We start from the raw sequence: 18,285 nt of genomic DNA, 5'->3' as shown, positions 1-18,285 counted from the left end.
TGCACATGCAGGTGGACATCCGCGACCGGGTCATCGTGATCACCGGCGCGGCGCAGGGGCTGGGCCGCACACTCGCGCTGGGCTTGGCCCGCGAAGGCGCGCGGATCGCGGTGCTCGCACGCAGCGAGGCCAAGGCCGCGGGGACCGTGAACGAGATCGTGGCCGAGGTGCCGGACGCGCCGACGCCGTTCGCCGTGGTAGCGGACGTGTCCGACGAAGACCAGGTGCGCGCCGCGGCCGAGGCCGTCGACGCGCGCTGGGGCCGCGTCGACGCCCTGATCAGCAACGCCGGCTGGATGCCGCCGGCCGGCACGATGGGCGTGCTGGACTTCGAGCTCGCCGATCTGCGGCGGATCCTCGACAGCAACCTGGTCGGCTGTTTCCTGGTGACCAAGCACTTCGCGCCGCTGATGATCCGCGGTGGCGGCGGCCGGATCATCTACGTGGGCAGCATGGTCGGCACGCAGTCCGGCCCGGGAGGCAGCGCGTACGGCGCTTCGAAGGCGGGCGTGCACCTGCTGAGCAACGTGGTGCACCAAGAGTTGGCCGATCAGGGCATCCGCACGGTGGCGCTGGCGCCCGGGCTCACGGTCACGCCGGGCATGCGCGTGGCGGCGAGTGAGGACCACATCGCGCGGGTGAGTGCGCGGTACCCCGGCGGACGCGTGGGGCAGCCGGAGGACATCGTGCCGTTCGCGGCGTTCCTGTGCAGTCCGGCGGCCGAGCACCTGTCGGGCACGCTGGTGGGGATCCGGCCGATCACGGGGTGAGTCCGTTGTGGACGGAGCTGCGGAACTCGTTGCGGGGTAACGGCTGCGTGTGAGCAACCGAAGCCGTGAAGGGCTCCTGGAGGGTTTCCCCGGGAGCCCTTCACGGCGTTTGGTCAGGTGTGCGCGTCACCGCAGCACGGCTGACGGTCAGAAGTCGAACCCGCCGCCACCGAAGCCGCCGCCGTCGAAGCCCCCGCCGTCGAACCCGCCGCCGTCGAAGCCGCCGAAGTCCTGGCCGCCGGCGTCGCCGCCGTCGAAGCCACCGCCGTCGCCGCCGTCACCACCGTCGCCGCCCTGGTCTCCGCCTTGGTCGCCGGATTCGAGGGCGTCCTGCTGGCCCGCGTCGTAGCCCGATTCCCAGGCCGAGGCGCTGGCGATGCCGCCCATGCCGGAGAACATGGCACTGAACAGGAACATCGAGCCCAGGCCCCACGCGCCGGCCACGAGCGCGGGCTTCCACCACGGCTCGCTGTACCAGCCCTGCGGCACCGGGCGGCCCGCCACGCGACCGCCGGGGTAGTAGTACGGCGTGTCCTGGCCGGCGTCGGGCGAAGCGGCGTAGTGCTGGCCCTCGACGTCCACGTCGCGCCGCTCGGTGACCTTGCCGGCGCGCTCGCGCTCGGCCTCGTCGGGCAGCGCCGGACCGGGGTCCATGCCCATCGCGACGCGCGCGGCGCGCACGTAGTACAGGCCTTCCACGGCCGTGTCCTTGACCAGGCGCGCCTGTTCGACGGTCGTCGCCTGTTCCATCTGCGAGCCGGCGGCGTTGTAGCGCTCGCTGGCGTCGGCCATCGCCTGCTGGGAGGCGGTGTCGGTACCGGTGATGTTGAGGACCTGGCCGCCGAGGCGTTCGACGAGACGGCGCGCGTCGGCCTTCGCGTCGTCGAGCTGGCGCTGCCGCGAGGCGGCCTGCGACCGGGCGAAGTACAGCCCGCCCCCGACAATCACGACGACCAGCACGATCAGCAGGATCGCGGTGCCCATGGGTCACTCCACGTGGTGAGGCTTGTCTCGGCGGCCCGGCGGCCGCCTTTGATTCGGACAACGCGGACAGTACGCCGAGGGTTCCCGAGGGGTGACGCGGAGCACCTCTGGCCGGGCAAAGTAGAACACGTTACAGTCGGGGCATGAAGTTCTCCCTGTCGATCGCGATGAACCCCCTCGATCAGCTGGGCGAGCTCGCCCGCGCGGCCGAGGAGGCCGGATTCTCCTCGATCGTCCTGCCGGATTCGCTGTTCTACTCCGAGAAAGTGTCGGCGGACTACCCGTACACGCCCGATGGCAGCCGGTTCTGGACCGAGGACACGCCGTGGGTCGACCCGCTGGTGGCGGCCGCCGCGATGGGCGCGGTGACCGAACGGCTCGAGTTCTACACCTCCGTGTTGAAACTCGGCTCCCGCAACCCGGTGCTGCTGGCGCGTCAGGTGAACTCGGTCGCGGCGCTCACCGGCGGCCGCTTCGGGCTCGGCCTGGGCATCGGCTGGTCGCCGGAGGAGTTCGAGTGGTGCGGCGCGCCGTACGAGCGGCGTGGCAAGCGGTTCGACGAGGCCATCGAGGTGCTGCGCCTGATCCTCGACGGCGGCATGGTCGAGTTCCACGGCGAGTTCTTCGACTTCGACAAGCTGCGCATGAGCCCGACGCCGCCGAAGCGCGTGCCGTTCTACATCGGCGGCCACACCGACATCGCGCTGCGCCGCGCCGCCCGCGTGGGCGACGGCTGGTCGTCGGCGATGATGACGCTCGACCAGCTGCGCGACACGATCAAGCGGCTCAAGGAGCTGCTGGCCGAGCGCGGCCGTGAGAACGACCCGTTCGAGTTCCAGGCCGTCTGCGTCGACCGCTTCGGGCTCGACGGGTTCCGCGAGCAGGCCGAGGCGGGCGTGACCGACGCGATCACCATGCCGTGGGTCTTCGAAGGCCTCGGTTTCGACGCCGAGGTGGGGCCGAAGGTGGACGCGATCCGCAAGTTCGGCGACGAGGTCATCGCGAAGCTCGCCGGATCGGAGGCCTGACGTGGGCGTGGAGGTGAGCTGGGACGTCGACGCGGCTCAGCCGCCGGCCCGCCTGGCGTCGTTCAACTCGATGACGTCGGTGGCCGCGGGGGACAAGGACGCGTGGCTGGCGTTGTTCGCACCCGACGCCGTGGTAGAGGACCCGGTGGGGCCGTCGATGTTCGACGAGCACGGCAAGGGCCACCACGGGCACGAGGGCATCGGCGCGTTCTGGGAGCTGACGATCGCGCACGTGGAGCGCTTCGAGTTCGTGATCCGCGATTCGTTCGCCGCGGGCTCGGAGTGCGCCAACGTCGGCACCATCACCACCTACCTGCCGGGCGGCTACCGCGTGGACACCGACGGCGTGTTCGTCTACCGCGTGGGTGTCGACGGGTTGATCACGTCGATGCGCGCGTTCTGGGAAACCGAGCGCGCGATGGCGACCGCGCGCCAGGTCTGACTGCCCGAAACCACCTGTGGTCGCCGTCTGACCGGCCACTGTCCACCGTCCGGTGGCTGAACGACGGCCGGGCGCGGGCTTACGGTGGGCGGCATGCAGGCTCGTGGAGTGCACCTCGTCGGCAGCGTGCCCCTCGAGGACACGGAGGCGGTGTTCCGCGCGGTCGCCTCGCGCGTCGGCCCGCACCTGCGCCGGATCACCGACGGCGAGACGGGCGTGCGGTCGAACTGGACGCACTGGCAGCAGGCCGTGTTCGCGCGCACGCCCGGCCTGGTCACCGACGACGTGCGCCACGGTTCGTACAGCAGCATGCCCAAGTACCGCTTCGGCTCCGGCGTTTCCGAGGTGCGCTTCGGCCCGCTCGGCTACGCGCAGGCGGCGCTGTCGTCGTGGGTCGTGTTCCGGCGGCTGCGCGCGGCCGGGGTGCTGCCGGACGTGCGGTTCCAGGTCAGCCTGCCCACCCCGATGGCCCCGATCCGCCTCCACGTGGACGCCCGCGACCAGGCCGCGATCGAGCCCGCCTACGAAGCCGCGATGCTGCGCGAGCTCGAACTCATCACCGACGCCATCCCCGCCTCCGACCTCGCCGTGCAGTGGGACACCGCGGTCGAGTTCGGCATGCTCGAAGGCGTTTTCCCCGCCTGGATCCCCGACCTGCGCGAGGGCATCGTGTCCCGCCTGACGCGCCTGGGCAACGCCCTGCCCGCCGACGTGCACCTCGGCTACCACCTCTGCTACGGCGACAGCGGCCACCGCCACTTCGTGGAACCCAGCTCCACCGCCCTCGCGGTGGAGCTGGCCAACGCCGTGGCTGCCGGACTTTCCCGGCCGCTGTCGTGGATCCACCTGCCGGTGCCGATCGGCCGCACGGACCCGGAGTACTTCGCACCGCTGCGGTCGCTGGCGTTGCCGGCGGAGACGGAGCTGTACTTGGGACTGCTGCACAACTCCGACGGCGAACCGGGCGCCCGCAAACGCATGGCGGCGGCGTTGTCCGCGGTGGACTCCTTCGGGATCGCGACGGAGTGCGGCTTCGGGCGGCGGCCGCCGGAGACGGTGCCGGGGCTGCTGGAGTTGCACGCGGCGGTGGCGGAGCTGGTGGTCTGACCTGGCTCAGTGCCGGGGTGACAACGACTTCATGGACTGCTCGGCGTAGGCGCAGCGGGTCGCGATGACGTCACGGAAGTACTCGAGCGTCGGCGACGGGTCGGCGCGTGGCGGGGCGAAACGCTCGCGCAGCCACGGTGCCCAGGCGCCGGTTTCGCCCAGGAACTGCGCGGCGTGGTCGGTGCCGAGTTGCTCGTCGAGGTAGCTGAGCGCGCCCATGGCCGAGTCCTGCTCGCCCCGGTCGGTGCGGGACAGGAACGCCTGGAGGTAGGCGACGAGCAGGAGCGCGTCTTCCTCGGTGCCGAACCGAGCCAGCGCGAAGCAGAACCCGCGGCCGGCGTAGATGCGCTCGTTCGCCGGCAGTAGTTCGCCGATTCGTTCGCGGTGTGCGATGCGCCGGTCGAAGGCGATGAGCCAGGAAGCCGTGAGCTGGGCTCGCCATTCGTACCCGAGAAGCAGTCCGAGGTCTTCGTCGGTGATGCGTACCGCGTCCTCGGCCAACCCTCGTCCGAGCGTCTGCAGCAGTACGGGGTCGTCCTGGAACGGGGTGTGGTCCAACTCGAAGTACCTGCGGCCCGGCGTCACGTACTTGTCGACGACGGCGCCCAGCTCCGGGTCGTCGCGGTGGTTGCGCATCCCCCGATTCTGCCCGGTCAGGCCGCGCTGTGAGCCAGCCAATGGTCGATCAGCGCGCGGTCTCCGGTCAGCCGCACTTGGTCGACCGGCAAGCGGCGGGTGAAGACCAGCAGCAGGTCCCGCAGCGAACCCGCGAGCGTCGCGTCCGCCGGGGCCGAGTCGCGGGTCCACGAGATGCCCGACGGCGTGCGCGTGAGGTGCCAGCCCGGGCCGTCGTCGGGAGCGAGCTGCAGGGTCTGGCCGGTGCCGCGCAGGGCGGTGACGTCCGGTTTGAGCGTGGCGGTGACGGGGTGCGCGAGGAGTTCCAGCCATTCGGTGATCGCGTCGTCGGCCAGGTCGGGCGCGACCGAGAAGGTGGCGCCCGCGGCGTCGGAGTGGTGGACGAGGGTGTCGTTGAGCATGCGGCGCAGCCAGAACGTCGCGGGGCCCTCGCCGAAGAACGTCCACACGGGAGTGTCACTTGTGGACACCGCGTCGATTAGCTCGGCGGCGCCCGAGGACAGCCAGGCCGGCCAGGAGGACGGGGAGCCCGGGTCGGCGGTGAACGGGTCGGGCACGGCGGAGGGGCCGGTGCGGATGATGCTCGCCGCCCAGCGGTGGGCCTGGCCGACGTGGCCGACGAGCACGCGCACGGGCCAGTCGGGGCAGGTGGGGACGCGGGCGTCGGGGTCGGTGGTGGCGGCCGCCGCGGCGAGGGCGGCGGTGTGGTGGCGCAGGGCGGTGGCGAGCCGCGTCGGGGTCATGGCCGTACCGTAGGAACTCCATCCGGCTGGAGGTTCTACCGATGGAGACCGGGGTCACACTGGGGATCGGCGACTTGGCACGGCGCACCGGCGTGTCCGTGCGCACGATCCGGTTCTACTGCGACGAGGGCGTGCTCGAACCGGCCCGCAGCGCCGGCGGGCACCGGCGGTTCGACGCGGGCGCGGTGGAGCGGCTCACGCTCGTGCGGCGGATGCGCGCGCTCGGCCTGGGGCTGGGCCTGATCACCGACGTACTGGCCGGGCGCCGCACGCTCGCCGACGCCGTGGCCGCCGAGCGCGCGGCTCTCGACCGCGAGGTGGCGACGCTTGCGTGGCGGCGGTCGGTGCTGCGTGCGGTGGAGGACGCGCAGCCAGGGGAGCGGCCCGCGCGGCTCGAACTGCTGGCCGCGGTCGAAGACGGCTACGCGGCCCACGAGGTCCTCACCCGGCTGTGGCGGCCGATGACCACCGGGCCCGTGCCCGCCGACTCGGCGCGGATGTTCCTCGCGCTCTCCGCGCCGCCGCCCCCGGAAGTGCCTACGCCGGCCCAGGTTGTCGCGTATGCGTCGCTGGTGCTGCTCGCGTCGGATCGGGCGTTCGTCGGCGCGCTGCGCGAGAGCACGCTGGTGAACCACGACCGGATCACCGACCTGGCCGCCCTGCACGCCGAAGTCGCCGAAGCCTGCGCGCTCGCCTTCGCCGACGTGACGTCCGGCACGCGCGCGGCCCCGGGCCCGGCGCTCGACCGCTTCGTCGCCGCCCACGCGAGCGCCCTGCGCACCTCCGACACCCCGGCGTTCCGCCGTGCCCTCAACCACCGCACAGCGCCCGACCGCACGCCGAAAGTGCGGCGCTACTGGGCTTTGGCCGGCGAGATCACCGGCGAGGCCGCCCCGATGGGCGTCACGCACACCTGGCTGCTCGACGCCCTGAACACCGCAGCCGGCTAGCGAACCCCGCGCTTCCCAGATCTTGGACGCACTCGCCAGACGTCAGACGTCCAACTTATGGTCGCGGCGGATGAGGGCGAGGAGAGACGCATGTCCGTACGTGATCGGGCCGGGCTCGTGGAGCCGGCGCAGCCGCAGGACTTCCCGGACAGCCCGCTGAGCCGGGTGCTGCGGCAGCCGTTGATGCTGGGCGTGTTCCTGCCGTTGCAGACCGGCGGCTGGTCGCAGTCGACGCTGCCACGGGGCACGGACTGGACGTTCGCCTACAACCGGGCGCTGACGCAGCAGGCGGAGAAGTTCGGGTTCGACATCGCGTTCGGGCTGTCGCAGTGGCTGCCCAAGGGCGGGTTCGGCGGCGAGACGCACTACCGGGAGAACTTCCTGGACCCGTTCGTGTCGGCGATCGCGCTGGCGTCGGCGACCGAGTCGATCCTGTTGCTGGGCACGGTGCACGTGCTGTACGGGCCGTGGCATCCGTTGCACCTGGCCAAGTTCCTCGCGACCGCCGACCACATCTCCGGCGGACGCTTCGGCGCGAACATCGTGACCGGCTACGCCGACGCCGAACCCGCGATGTTCGGCCAGCTCAAGCCCGAGCACGACAAGCGCTACGCGATGGCCGACGAGTTCGTGGCCGTGTGCAAGGACCTGTGGGCGGGCGAGGACAACCTCACGTTCGAGGGCGAGCACTACTCGCTGCAGGAGGCCTACGCGTCGCCGCTGCCGAAGTACGGCCGGCCGATCCTGGTGTCCGCCAGCGGTTCTCCGGCGGGCTTCGCGTTCGCCGGGCGCAATTCCGACCTCGTGTTCATCTCCAGCCCCGCGGGCGAGAACATCGACCGCGCGCTCGAGGCGCTGCCGGCGCACGTCGAGAAGGTGAAGCAGGCCGCGCGCGATCAGGGCCGTGAAGTGCGGGTGGTGATCAACCCGACGGTGGTGTCCGCGCCCACGAGCGCCGAGGCTCACGCGCGCTACCAGGCGATCATGGACCACGCCGACCTCGGTGCGATCGGTGCGTTCACCGACCGCCACACCGCGGGCGACAGCCAGTCGTGGCTCGAACACTCGGCGCGCGGCCGGGCGGTCGGCGGGCACCTGCACATCGTCGGCTCGCCCGAGGAGGTCGCGGACAAGCTGCGCCGGCTGCACGAAACGGGCATCGACGGCGTTCAGCTCACGTTCTACGACTACCAGCCCGAACTCGACTTCTTCGGCACGCAGATCGTGCCGCTGCTGGAGGAAGCCGGGCTGCGCAAGAGTGTTACGAATCCCTGACCGTCCACGCGGGACCGGCCGCGGTGGCCGGTCCGCGACCTACTCTGTGCGAAGACAGAGGAGGTCACCCTGATCACGTTGGTGCTGATCGGCTTGGTGGGCGGGCTGATCACCGGCATTTCGCCCTGTGTTCTCCCGGTTCTGCCGGTGCTGTTCATGACGGGTGGGGCGAGCGCCGGCCAGGCCGCGGCTCCCACCCGGCGGCGGCCGTTCCTCATCGTCGCCGGGCTGGCGCTGAGCTTCAGCCTCGTCACGCTGCTCGGCACGCTCGTGCTCGCCGCGCTGCACCTGCCCGGCGACGTGCTGCGCTGGGCCGGGCTCGTGGTGCTGGTGGTGCTCGGCATCGCGATGATGTTCCCGCGGGTGCAAGACCTCCTCGAACGCCCGTTTGTCCGGCTGGGCCGCAAATCCGTGCCCGGCGACCGCGGTGCGTTCGTGCTCGGGCTCGCGCTCGGCACCGTGTACGTGCCGTGTGCCGGGCCGGTGCTGGCGGCCATCACGGTGGCCGGCGCGACGCACTCGATCGGCGCGTCGACGGTCGCGCTCACCATCGCGTTCGCCCTCGGCACCGCGATTCCGCTGCTGTTCTTCGCCCTGGCCGGCAACCGGGTCGCCGAGCGGGTGAAGGCGTTCCGCGACCGCCAGCGGCAGGTGCGGATCGCGGCCGGCGTCGTGGTGATCGGGCTGGCCGTGGCGCTCACGTTCAACGTCACCGACGCGTTGCAGCGCGCCATCCCCGACTACACCGCCGGGCTGAACTCCGCCCTCGGCACCAACCAGGTCGGCGGCGGTGACCTGCAGGCCTGCCAGCCGTCCGACGAGCTGCAGAGCTGCGGGGCCGCGCCGCAGCTGGTGGGCATCAACCAGTGGCTGAACACCCCGGGCGGCAAACCCGCGGCGCTGCAAGGGAAAGTCGTGCTCTACGACTTCTGGGCCTACTCCTGCATCAACTGCCAGCGCGCCATCCCGCACGTCGAGGCGTGGTACCAGCGCTATCACGACGCGGGCCTGGAGATCGTCGGCATCCACACGCCGGAGTACGCCTTCGAGCACGTGCCCGCCAACGTCGCGGCCGGCGCCGCGCGCCAGCACCTGACCTACCCCGTCGCGATCGACAACGACTACGCCACCTGGAAGGCGTTCGACAACCAGTCCTGGCCCGCCGAATACCTCGCCGACGCCACCGGCCAGGTCCGCCACGTCTCCATCGGCGAAGGCGACTACGACGGCACCGAGTCGCTCATCCGCGATCTGCTGACCACCGCCGATCCGGCGCAGACGTTGCCGCCCCGCACCGACGTCGCCGACACCACACCCACCAACCCCGAGCAGAGCCCGGAGACCTACCTCGGCTCCGAACGCAGCGGCGACGGCGGCGCCCCGATCAACCTCGGCGGCCAGTGGACCACCACCCCGGAATACCTCACCGCCGGCACCGACGCGTCCCTCACCCTCGGCTACGACGCCTCCACGGTCTACCTCGACGTCGGCGGCACCGGCACCGTCACGGCGACCGTCGGCGGGGTCACGAAGACGATCCCGGTGTCCGGCAGCCCGGACATCTACCCAGTGGTCCAGACCACAACGCCGCAACAGGGCACGGTGACGTTGAAGCTGAGCCCGGGGCTTCAGGCGTACTCGTTCACCTTCGGCTGATCTCGTCCGCACGCTCGGCCCCACCTCGGCGGAGCAGTCCCGCGCCCAGGTCCGTGAGGCAGTGGCGCACCATCGTGCCCTCGCGGTGGCTGGTCAGCAGGCCCGCCGAGCGCAGGATGGAGGCGTGGTAGCTCGCCGACGCGGGGGAGACGCCGACGCGGCGGCTCAGTTCCGTGGTGGTGCGCCCGCCGGCGGCGGCGGTGAGGAGGTGGGCGCGCGTCTTGCCCAGGAGGGTGGCCAGGGCGGCGGACGGATCGGCGGCCGGGGTGCTGCCGAAGCCGTACCTGGCCGGGTCGAGGGCCATCGGGTACACGATGACCGGCGGCAGCGTGGGGTCGGCGAGCACGGTGGGCGCGCCGTGGCAGAAGAAGGACGGCACGAGGCGCACGCCGCGGCCGTCGAGGTGCAGGTCGCCGGTCACGTGGGTGCCGTGGAGGACCAGGGTGTCGCCGGAGCGTGTGAGCAGCGGGTGCAGGCCGGTGAGCAGGCCTTCGACACCGGAGTCCAGGAGCACGCGGGCGCGGTGGCGGCGGTCGTCCTGCACGGCTTCGGCCAGGAGCTCGGCGTGCGGGGCGACCGTCTCCCGGTGGAACGCCGCCAGCGTCGAGGTGAGCTCCCGCAGCAGCCGGCCGGACGCGACCTCGGCCGTCCACGGCGCGAGCGGCCGGCCGCCGGCCAGCAGCGCGACTTCGGATTTCAGCCGGGCGCGCGGAGTGGCGCGCACGGCCTCGAGACCAGCCGGCAGGCCGTGGGCGCTCTCGGCCGGGGTGAGGAAATCCGGCGAGTAACCGCGCGCGGGGGCGATGTGCGCGAGGTGGCGCGCCGACTGCGGCCGGCCGGTGCGGGTGCGCCACCGTGACAGCACCGGTCCCGGGTCGCGCACCTGGATCGCGTGGACGCCGAGCAGCACCTCCCAGAGCGGGTCCGGCTCGGCGGCCACCGTCACGCGCGCGAGGTCGGCCGCGGTGAAGTGGATCTTCAGCGCCATCTCTCTCCTGTGCCTGCCGCCGGGGGTGCCGGCTCCGCTAGCCTGTGCCGTCGGCCGTTCGCGATCTTGACAGCGGGGGGCCGCCGCGCGCGAGGAGTAGCGGGTTGCCTCTTGGGCGGTGCCCGGCGGGAAACCGGTCCTGACCAGGGGAGACGGCGTGACGCAGTTCGGGCGGGAGCTCCGCCGGATCCGGGGTGAACGGGCGCTCACGCTCGCCGCGCTGGCGTCGCTCACGCACTACAGCAAGGGCTACCTGTCGAAGATCGAAACGGGCACGAAGCCCGCGTCGACGGACCTCGCGCGCCGTCTCGACACGGCGCTGGACGCCGGTGGTCACCTGGTGCGCGTGCTGACCGCCGAGCTGGCGCGGCCGCGGGCGGACGTGTCGCCCTACCGCGGGCTGGCGGCGTTCTCCGGTGAGGACAGCGCGTGGTTCTTCGGCCGCGGCGACCTGATCGACGAGGCCCTCGAGACCACCCGCCGGGCCGCCGGCAAACCGGTGGTCCTCGTGGGCCCCTCGGGCGCCGGCAAATCGTCGCTGCTCCACGCCGGGCTGCTGCCGGCGCTCGCGCGCGGCCGCGTGCCGGGTTCGGCGAGCTGGCCCGTGCTCACACTCACGCCCACCGACGACCCGGGTGCCGAGCTGGCCCGCCGCGCGGCGCTCGTGCCCGACACCGCGGCCGAGCGGATCGTGCTCGTGGTCGACCAGTTCGAAGAGCTCTTCACCCACAGCGTCACCGAAGCCACGCGCACCGCCTTCGTGCGGGTGCTCGCCGGAGCCGCCGCCACGGGCCGCGCGCTCGTGGTGCTCGCGCTGCGCGCCGATTTCTACGACCGTTGTCTCGTGTACCCCGAGCTGGTGGACGCCTTGCGCGCCAACCAGCTCACGGTCGGCCCGATGTCGCCCGAGCAGCTGCGCGAGGCGATCACCGCGCCGGCCGAGCACGCGGGGCTGACCCTCGAACCCGGCCTCGCCGACCTGCTGCTGGCCGAAGCCGAGCCCGACGCATTGCCGCTGCTGTCCCACGCGCTGCTGGCGACCTGGGAGGAACGCGAGGGCACCACGCTCACCGTCGCGGGCTACCGGCGCACCGGCGGCATCGGCGACGCCGTGGCCGCCACCGCCGAGCGCGTGCACGCGGCTCTGCCCCAGCGCGCCCGCGGCGCCGCCCGCGCGCTGCTCGTGCACCTCGTGCGCATCGGCGACCACGAGCCGGACGCGCGGCGGCGCATCGAGCGCTCGACGTTGCGCCGCCAGCTGCCGGACCCGGCCGGGACCGAGCTGGCCGTGGACGCGCTGGCGACCGCCCGGCTGCTCACCGTGGACAAGGGCACGGTCACGATCGCCCACGAAGCCCTGCTGCGCGCGTGGCCGCGGCTGCGCGGCTGGATCGACTCGGACCGCGCGGGATTGCAGCTGCAGCAACGGTTGCGCGACGCCGCGCAGCAGTGGGAGCGCGGCGGCCGCGACCGCGACCTGCTCTACCGCGGCCCGCGGCTCGACCTGGCCGAGGACTGGGCCACCGCGCACCGCGACCGGCTCGGGTCCGCCGAACGGGAGTTCCTCGCCGCCGCGCGGGCCCTCGAACATTCCGCGCGCTTCGAAGCGCGCCGCCGCGCGCGAAGGCTGCGTCGCCTGGCCGTGGGGCTCGCCGTGATGACGGTGCTCGCGGTGGCGGCCACGGCCGTGGCCGTGACGCAGAGCGTGGCCGCGAGCAAGGCCCGCGACGAGGCGGTGTCGCGGGCGCTGGCGAGCGAGTCGAATGAGCTGCGCCTCACCGATCCGTCGCTGGCCACCAGGCTGAGCCTCGCCGCCTACCGCGTCGCCGACACCCCCGAGGCGCGAGGCAGCCTGCTCGACTCCTCCGGCGACACCCAGGTCCGTGAGCTCGACGGGCACCCGTCCCCGATCCGGCGGATCGCCGCAATCGGCGGAGGCGACACCGTGGTGACCACCGGCGACGACGGGTCCACTCGCTTGTGGACGGTCACCGGCGGCGCGTCGCTCGTGCCGGCCGCCACCATCGCCGGGGAAGGCGACGAGCCGACGTTCGCCGAAGCCGGTGGAATCCTCGTGACCACCGGAAAAACCGGTCCGACGCGGGTGTGGCGCGACGGCGCGTGGGCGGCGCCGGTGGCCACGTTCGCCGCGGGCCCGGTCACCGCGGCCGCCCTCAGCTCCGACGCCGCGCAGCTCGCGCTCGGCCACCCCGACGGCACGATTTCCTTGTGGGACACGGCGAACCCGGTCGCGCCGACGGCCACGCTCACCGGCCACACCGGCGCCGTCGTGTCGCTCGCGTTCGTGCCCGGCTCGCGCGTGCTCGTGAGCGGCAGCGAGGACTTCACCGCGCGCCTGTGGTCGCCCGGCCGGCCGGGCACCGTGCTCGGCACCACGAAGGCGGCCGTGCGTTCGGTCGCCGCCGCACCGGGCGTGATCGCGGTCGGCAGCGACGACCATTCGCTCGCGCTGTGGTCGGTCACCGGCGTGCGCACGGCGTTGCTGACCTCCGACACGCGCGCCGTGCACGACCTCGCGTTCAGTCCCGACGGCCGCACCCTCGCCGCGACCGGCGACGACCAGACCGCGCAGCTGTGGAACGTCGCCGAGGGCACCTCGCTCACCGTGCTCAACCAGCCCGCGCCGGTCCGCGGCGCCGCGTTCGCCGCGCACGGCGGCTTGCTCGTGACCGGCGACGACGTCGGGCACCTGTGGCTCTGGCACCTGCCGCCGCCGGTCGTCACGGTGGCGGCCGGCGTGAACTCCGTGGTTTACCGGCCCCGCGGCGACGGTTACGCGCTCGGCGAAGACGACGGCACGGTGCAGTTGCGGCTCGGCGGCCGCGTCACGAACCTGGTCACCGGCGGCGCGGCGATCCGCACGGTGGTGTTCTCGCCCGACGGCGCGGTGCTCGCCGCCGGTGGTGAAGACGGTGTGGTGCACCTGTGGTCGCTCACCGGCGGTGAAGCGGCCGCGCTCGCGCGGTTCCCGACCGGAGACGGCCAGCTCGGCGCGGTGGCCTTCGACCCGACCGGGCGCGTGCTCGCCACGGGCGGGGACGGGCGCGTGGTGCGGCTGTGGATCGTCGGCAGGACCCCGGCGCTGCTCGACGAACTGCGCGGGCACGACAACACGATCTGGGGCCTGGCCTTCAGCCCCGACGGCGCCACGCTCGCCAGTTCGGGCGACGACTACACGGCGAGGTTCTGGCACGTGCGCGACCCGCGCCACGCCACGGCGGCCGGGAAATTGCCGTGGCTGCCCAACTCCGTGAACACCGTCGCCTTCTCACCCGACGGCCGCCTGCTCGCCACCGGCGGCGACGACCACACCGTGCGCGTGTGGGACTTCACCACGAGCCCGCCGACGCAGTGGGCCGAGCTCACCGCCCACGGCGACGCCGTGCAGTCCGTGGCCTTCAGCCCCGACGGCCGGCTGCTCGCCAGCTCCGCCGACGACCACACGGCCCGGCTGTGGGACGTCACCGACCCGCACGCACCGGTGGCGCTCGCGAACCTCACCGGGCACACGGACGTGGTCGGCTCCGTCGCCTTCAGCCCCGACGGTGCCCGCCTCGCCACGGCCGGCACCGACCACGCCGTGCGCTTCTGGCTCACCGACGCCGCGGCTTCCGCGCGCACGATCTGCGCCTCGTCCGTGCCCGCGCTCAGCGCCGACGAGTGGTCGCGCTACGCCGCCGGCGCCGCCCCGCGCCCCCTCTGCTGACCTCCTCCGACGCCGCACCGTCCCCCACCACGGTGCGGCGTACCCCCGGCATCGGACGGGCCTCTCGTCGAGGGCCCTGGTCGAGCTGGTCACGGGGCGGGGCGGTCGCCACGGCACTCATCCTCGGGCCCGGGGGAGGTCCGGACAAGCTTTTCGACCCTCCTTGAAAAGCCCTCCTGCCGGATTTGTGCCCAGGCCAACTGTTGCACCAGGTAACGATCTTGCATCCGCGTGTTTCCCGCCTCACCCGCCGGGGTAGCTGGCCGTCGGACAAGACTCGGCCAGAGGAGGCCACATGGGTGTGGACGCCGGAACCGCTCCGCCGGAACAGGCAGGTGCGGCTGGTGACGACAAGCGGCTGAAGAAACACTTCGGGCCGATCGGATTGCTGTTCACCGCCGTCGGGTCGGTGATCGGATCCGGGTGGTTGTTCGGCGCGTTGAACGCCGCGGAGCTCGCCGGGCCGGCCGCGATCGTGTCGTGGGGGATCGGTGCGGTGATGTTCGTCCTCATCGGGATGACCTACGCCGAGCTCGGCACGATGTTCCCGCACTCGGGTGGGGTGGCGCGGTTCCCGCACTACTCGTTCGGTTCCTTCGCCAGCTTCTCGATGGGCTGGGTCACCTGGATCGCCGCGGCCGCCGTGTCGCCGATCGAGGTGCTCGCGGTGGCGCAGTACGCCACGAACTACCTGCCCTGGCTGGAAACGCTCGACGCGGACAAGAACCCCGTGCTCACCCCGGCGGGCACCGGCATCTGCATCGCGCTGCTCGCGTTGTTCGTGCTGGTGAACTTCTTCGGCGTGCGCTGGTTCGCGCGGATCAACAACGTGCTGGTGTGGTGGAAGCTCGCGATCATCGCGCTGGTGATCGTGGTGTTCCTGTTCACCTCGTTCGACGGCAGCCACTTCACCGATTACGGCGGCTTCGCGCCCTACGGTGCGCACGGCATCTTCTCGGCCGTGGCGAGCGCCGGGATCGCGTTCTCGTTCTTCGGCTTCCGCCAGGGTGTGGAGCTGGCGGGCGAGACGTCGAACCCGAAGCGCAACGTGCCGCTCACCCTGATCGGTTCGGTGGTGCTCACCGGGATCCTGTACGTGCTGCTGCAGATCGCGTTCATCGGCGCCGTGCCGTCCGACGCGGTGGGCAAGCAGGGCTGGGCGAATGTCGGCGCGAACTTCTCGGCCGGCGGCGACGTGCTCGCCACCTTCGGCCCGCTCGCCGCGATCGCCGGCATCCTCGGCCTCGGCTGGCTCGCCGGCCTGCTCTACGCCGACGCGATCATCTCGCCGGGCGACACCGGCCTGATCTACACCGGCGTCACCGCGCGCATCTCGTATGCCATGGGCCGCAACCGCAACGCGCCCGAGGGCCTGTCGAAGGTGAACAACAACGGTGTGCCGTGGGTGAGCCTGATCCTCGCGTTCCTCGTCGGCTGCTTCTTCTTCCTGCCGTTCCCCGGCTGGAGCCAGCTGGTGGAGTTCGTGACCAACAGCACGGTGCTCTCGTTCGGCTCCGGGCCGCTGGTGCTGCTCGCGATGCGGCGGCAGCTGCCGAACCAGGTGCGCCCGTTCCGCCTGGGCCGCTCGTCGGCGTGGGTGGTGGCGTTCCTGGCGCTGTTCTCCACCAACCTGATCATCTACTGGACGGGCTGGGACACGAACTGGAAGCTGTTCGTGGTGATCGCGTTCGGCTACGTGCTGCTCGCGGTGCACCAGACGCTCGCCAAGGGCCGCACGGCGCGCCTGGACTTCCGCCACGGCTGGTGGGTGCTGGTGTGGTTCGCCGGGCTGGCGATCATCAGCTACCTCGGTGACTTCCCGGAGCAGGGCAAGCACGCGGGCAACCTCGGGGTGCTGAATTTCGAGCTCGGGGCCGTCGCGTCGGTCGTGCTCACGGCGATCGTGATGGCGCTGGCGCTGCGCAGCGCGTTGCCGCGGGAGCGGGTGGAGCAGATTCTCGCCGAGCACCGCGACGACGAGACCGAGGCCGTCGCCTGATTCCGTGACGCGGCACCCTGGTCCGCCGGGGTGCCGCGTCCCTTTTGGTCACTTTTGCGGCAGACTGGACGCCATGAGCCCGACCCCCGCGACCGGCCCCGGCGACGTCGACGCCCTCACCGACGCCGTGCTCACGGCTTCGCGGGTGCTGGTGGCCGTGTCCGTCCGCTCGGTCGCCGCCGCCGGCGACCGGTTGACACTGCCGCAGTTCCGGTTGCTCGTGGTGCTGCACACCCGCGGGCCGCTCAAGCACGCCACGCTCGCCGAGCACCTGGGCGTGACCCCGTCCACGGCCAGCCGCATGGTCGACCGCCTGGTGGCCGCCGCCCTCGTGCAGCGCCGGCACAGCCCGGTGTCCCGCCGGGAAGTGGTGCTGGAGCTGACCGACGACGGCGCCCGCACCGTCCGCCAGGTCACCTCGCGGCGGCGCCGGGAGATCGCGAAGATCGTGGCGAAGATGCCCGAAGACCGGCGGCGCGCTCTGGTGGAGGCACTCGCGGCGTTCGCCGAGGCGAGCGGCGAGCCGGCGGTGGTCGGCGGGCCGGAGGGCGGCTGGGGCTGACCCGTTGCGGCTCAGAGCGGCCAGACGCTCTTGCCGAGCCGGCGGATGATCTTCCCGTCGAGCCCGGCGACTCGTCCTGCGGGCACGATCGCCAACAGTAGCAAGGGGAACAGGTCGAGCGGGTAGGTCCACAGGTACTGGTTGGTGTGCAGCAGCATCAGCCAGATCGGCCCGAGCAGCAGCAGCCCGCCGATCGCCGCGACGCGCGTGAGGAGGCCGAACGTGAGACCGATGGCCACGCCGAGTTCGGCCAGGAGCAGGAATCCTTGGAAGAAGCCGAAGTTCGGCAGGACGACGCTGCCGTAGAACCAGTGCAGCGGCGCGATGTGCGTGCTGGCCACAGCCTGCTGCAGAATGCGGTGGGCGGTGTCCTGGTTGACCAGGTTGAAATCGAAGAACCCCCAGTCGAAGTGGTTCTGACCGACGATCTTGGCGATCACGTTGCTGAACCAGTCGAGGCCGACGAAGATCCGTAAGGCGACGGTAAGGTGGACCAGCGATCGGGTGGGAATGCCCGGATTCGCTGCGAGGGCAACGGGTTCGGCGGCCTGCTGGGTCATCGTGGGTCTCCTGTGGACGTGCGGAGTGCGAACGACCAGAGAGTAGATCCACTTCCCCTTGATTCCGGGTTTCCGCGGCTCGGTGTCAGCGGGCGGTAACACCTTGTGGAAATGTTTCGCGACGGCATTTCTTCGGGTCAGCCCAACTGTCCACTGTGGGCGGACCGGCTACTCGGCCGCGTGGTGCCCGGGGGAAAGTGCGCCGCCCAGGTCGGCAGCGCACTTCCCGGAACCGTGTGATCAGTTCTGCACGAGCCAATAGCGCGTCTCGTTGCCGCTGATGGTGATCTTCTGGCAGTCGAGCGACGCGCCCTGGTGGCCGACCGCGTACAGCACCAGCCCGACGCGGCAAGCGGGTTCGTTGTCGTAGCTGGCGATCACCGTCTGGGCCGAGGCGATCGTGCTCCCGCCGAGGACCAGTGCGCCGGCGATCAGCCCGGTGGCGACGATCTTGTTGCTGAGCTTCACGGTTCTCTCCCCTTCTGCGATTGTTCGCAGTTGTCTTCGAGCGACTCCGCAGTGATCTTGACACGGCTTCGGTCCCGGTCCGGTGCTTTGGTCACGGTGGGGTAAAGCGGGAAGAAGTGGTGCCCTGTGGGCGAAAGCCTCGTCCTCGGCAGTACTTCTCCGGGCAGTTGGGCGGGGCACCTTCGGCCACTTCCGCAACCCGCCCCTGGCGCCTGAGCCGCCGGAAGTGGTAATCGCATGCGCCGCCGAGCGGGCTCGAGCCGGTTAATGTCCGCCAGGGCCCTGGCGCTTGACGGTAGCCGCCATCCTGGACCTCGCCCAGGTCGGGCCGCGAATCGGCCTTTCGGCCCAGCACCCGGATCGCCGGTTCCGCGGCGCGCGACCAGAGTG

16 protein-coding genes are annotated in these 18,285 nt (G+C 71.9%); 10 read left to right on the top strand and 6 right to left on the bottom strand.

All coding sequences use genetic code 11. The features are described 5' to 3' along the window. The first annotated feature begins 5 nt into the window (after nucleotides 1–5). Entirely contained in the window at nucleotides 6–770 is a 765-nt protein-coding gene (locus VSH64_RS23675; protein WP_326837841.1) for an SDR family NAD(P)-dependent oxidoreductase, read from the top strand. Nucleotides 771–917: 147 nt separating this feature from the next. On the opposite strand, the gene VSH64_RS23670 is transcribed toward VSH64_RS23675, so the two are convergent. Next, complete coding sequence (locus VSH64_RS23670) at nucleotides 918–1,754, bottom strand: hypothetical protein (RefSeq protein WP_326837840.1); 837 nt, start codon at nucleotides 1,752–1,754, stop codon at nucleotides 918–920. 143 nt (nucleotides 1,755–1,897) lie between these two features. On the opposite strand from VSH64_RS23670, the gene VSH64_RS23665 reads away from it, so the two are divergent. The 3 genes from VSH64_RS23665 to VSH64_RS23655 all read left to right on the top strand — a co-directional run bounded on the left by VSH64_RS23665 (nucleotide 1,898) and on the right by VSH64_RS23655 (nucleotide 4,331). Further along, nucleotides 1,898–2,782 carry a TIGR03619 family F420-dependent LLM class oxidoreductase gene (locus tag VSH64_RS23665; RefSeq protein WP_326837839.1) on the top strand — a complete coding sequence of 295 codons (885 nt, stop codon included), beginning with the start codon at nucleotides 1,898–1,900 and terminating at the stop codon, nucleotides 2,780–2,782. 1 nt (nucleotide 2,783) lies between these two features. Next, nucleotides 2,784–3,224 carry a nuclear transport factor 2 family protein gene (locus VSH64_RS23660; protein ID WP_326837838.1) on the top strand — a complete coding sequence of 147 codons (441 nt, stop codon included), beginning with the start codon at nucleotides 2,784–2,786 and terminating at the stop codon, nucleotides 3,222–3,224. Nucleotides 3,225–3,317: 93 nt separating this feature from the next. Continuing rightward, a complete protein-coding gene (locus VSH64_RS23655) occupies nucleotides 3,318–4,331 on the top strand; it encodes a hypothetical protein (RefSeq protein ID WP_326837837.1) in 1,014 nt (337 codons plus the stop codon). Between the two features lie 6 nt (nucleotides 4,332–4,337). Here the strand turns inward: VSH64_RS23655 and VSH64_RS23650 are convergent, their stop codons facing one another. Continuing rightward, nucleotides 4,338–4,967 (bottom strand): DUF6000 family protein, encoded by a 630-nt coding sequence (locus VSH64_RS23650; RefSeq protein WP_326837836.1) that lies wholly within the window; start codon nucleotides 4,965–4,967, stop codon nucleotides 4,338–4,340. Nucleotides 4,968–4,984: 17 nt separating this feature from the next. Beyond that, nucleotides 4,985–5,710 carry a maleylpyruvate isomerase family mycothiol-dependent enzyme gene (locus tag VSH64_RS23645; protein ID WP_326837835.1) on the bottom strand — a complete coding sequence of 242 codons (726 nt, stop codon included), beginning with the start codon at nucleotides 5,708–5,710 and terminating at the stop codon, nucleotides 4,985–4,987. A 41-nt stretch (nucleotides 5,711–5,751) separates the two neighbouring features. Between VSH64_RS23645 and VSH64_RS23640 the strand changes: the two genes are divergently transcribed. The 3 genes from VSH64_RS23640 (at nucleotide 5,752) to VSH64_RS23630 (ending at nucleotide 9,591) form a co-directional block, all read left to right on the top strand. Next, nucleotides 5,752–6,660: a MerR family transcriptional regulator gene (locus VSH64_RS23640; RefSeq protein WP_326837834.1), complete on the top strand. Its 909-nt coding sequence runs from the start codon at nucleotides 5,752–5,754 to the stop codon at nucleotides 6,658–6,660. 90 nt (nucleotides 6,661–6,750) lie between these two features. Further along, nucleotides 6,751–7,935 (top strand): LLM class flavin-dependent oxidoreductase, encoded by a 1,185-nt coding sequence (locus VSH64_RS23635; protein ID WP_326837833.1) that lies wholly within the window; start codon nucleotides 6,751–6,753, stop codon nucleotides 7,933–7,935. An 81-nt stretch (nucleotides 7,936–8,016) separates the two neighbouring features. After that, the gene (locus VSH64_RS23630; protein ID WP_326838015.1) at nucleotides 8,017–9,591 is read left to right on the top strand and encodes a cytochrome c biogenesis protein CcdA; all 1,575 of its coding nucleotides are present in this window, start codon (nucleotides 8,017–8,019) and stop codon (nucleotides 9,589–9,591) included. Here VSH64_RS23630 and VSH64_RS23625 read toward each other — a convergent pair. Then, a complete protein-coding gene (locus tag VSH64_RS23625) occupies nucleotides 9,578–10,579 on the bottom strand; it encodes an ArsR/SmtB family transcription factor (protein WP_326837832.1) in 1,002 nt (333 codons plus the stop codon). The genes VSH64_RS23630 and VSH64_RS23625 overlap by 14 nt on opposite strands. Before the next feature lie 157 nt (nucleotides 10,580–10,736). Between VSH64_RS23625 and VSH64_RS23620 the strand changes: the two genes are divergently transcribed. The 3 genes from VSH64_RS23620 to VSH64_RS23610 all read left to right on the top strand — a co-directional run bounded on the left by VSH64_RS23620 (nucleotide 10,737) and on the right by VSH64_RS23610 (nucleotide 16,867). After that, nucleotides 10,737–14,306: an nSTAND1 domain-containing NTPase gene (locus VSH64_RS23620; RefSeq protein ID WP_326837831.1), complete on the top strand. Its 3,570-nt coding sequence runs from the start codon at nucleotides 10,737–10,739 to the stop codon at nucleotides 14,304–14,306. 295 nt (nucleotides 14,307–14,601) lie between these two features. Beyond that, nucleotides 14,602–16,305: an APC family permease gene (locus VSH64_RS23615; protein WP_326837830.1), complete on the top strand. Its 1,704-nt coding sequence runs from the start codon at nucleotides 14,602–14,604 to the stop codon at nucleotides 16,303–16,305. A 73-nt stretch (nucleotides 16,306–16,378) separates the two neighbouring features. After that, nucleotides 16,379–16,867, top strand: a complete 489-nt coding sequence (locus tag VSH64_RS23610) for a MarR family winged helix-turn-helix transcriptional regulator (protein ID WP_326837829.1) — start codon at nucleotides 16,379–16,381, stop codon at nucleotides 16,865–16,867. An 11-nt stretch (nucleotides 16,868–16,878) separates the two neighbouring features. Here the strand turns inward: VSH64_RS23610 and VSH64_RS23605 are convergent, their stop codons facing one another. Next, nucleotides 16,879–17,427, bottom strand: a complete 549-nt coding sequence (locus tag VSH64_RS23605; RefSeq protein WP_326837828.1) for a hypothetical protein — start codon at nucleotides 17,425–17,427, stop codon at nucleotides 16,879–16,881. A 240-nt stretch (nucleotides 17,428–17,667) separates the two neighbouring features. Beyond that, a complete protein-coding gene (locus VSH64_RS23600; RefSeq protein ID WP_326837827.1) occupies nucleotides 17,668–17,895 on the bottom strand; it encodes a hypothetical protein in 228 nt (75 codons plus the stop codon). Nucleotides 17,896–18,285 lie beyond the last annotated feature (390 nt).

Origin of the sequence: Amycolatopsis rhabdoformis (genome assembly GCF_035918295.1) — a bacterium.
Taxonomy (GTDB): Bacteria; Actinomycetota; Actinomycetes; order Mycobacteriales; family Pseudonocardiaceae; genus Amycolatopsis; species Amycolatopsis rhabdoformis.
Note: the sequence above shows the minus strand (reverse complement) of the source record. Positions and strands in the feature narration are given on the sequence as shown.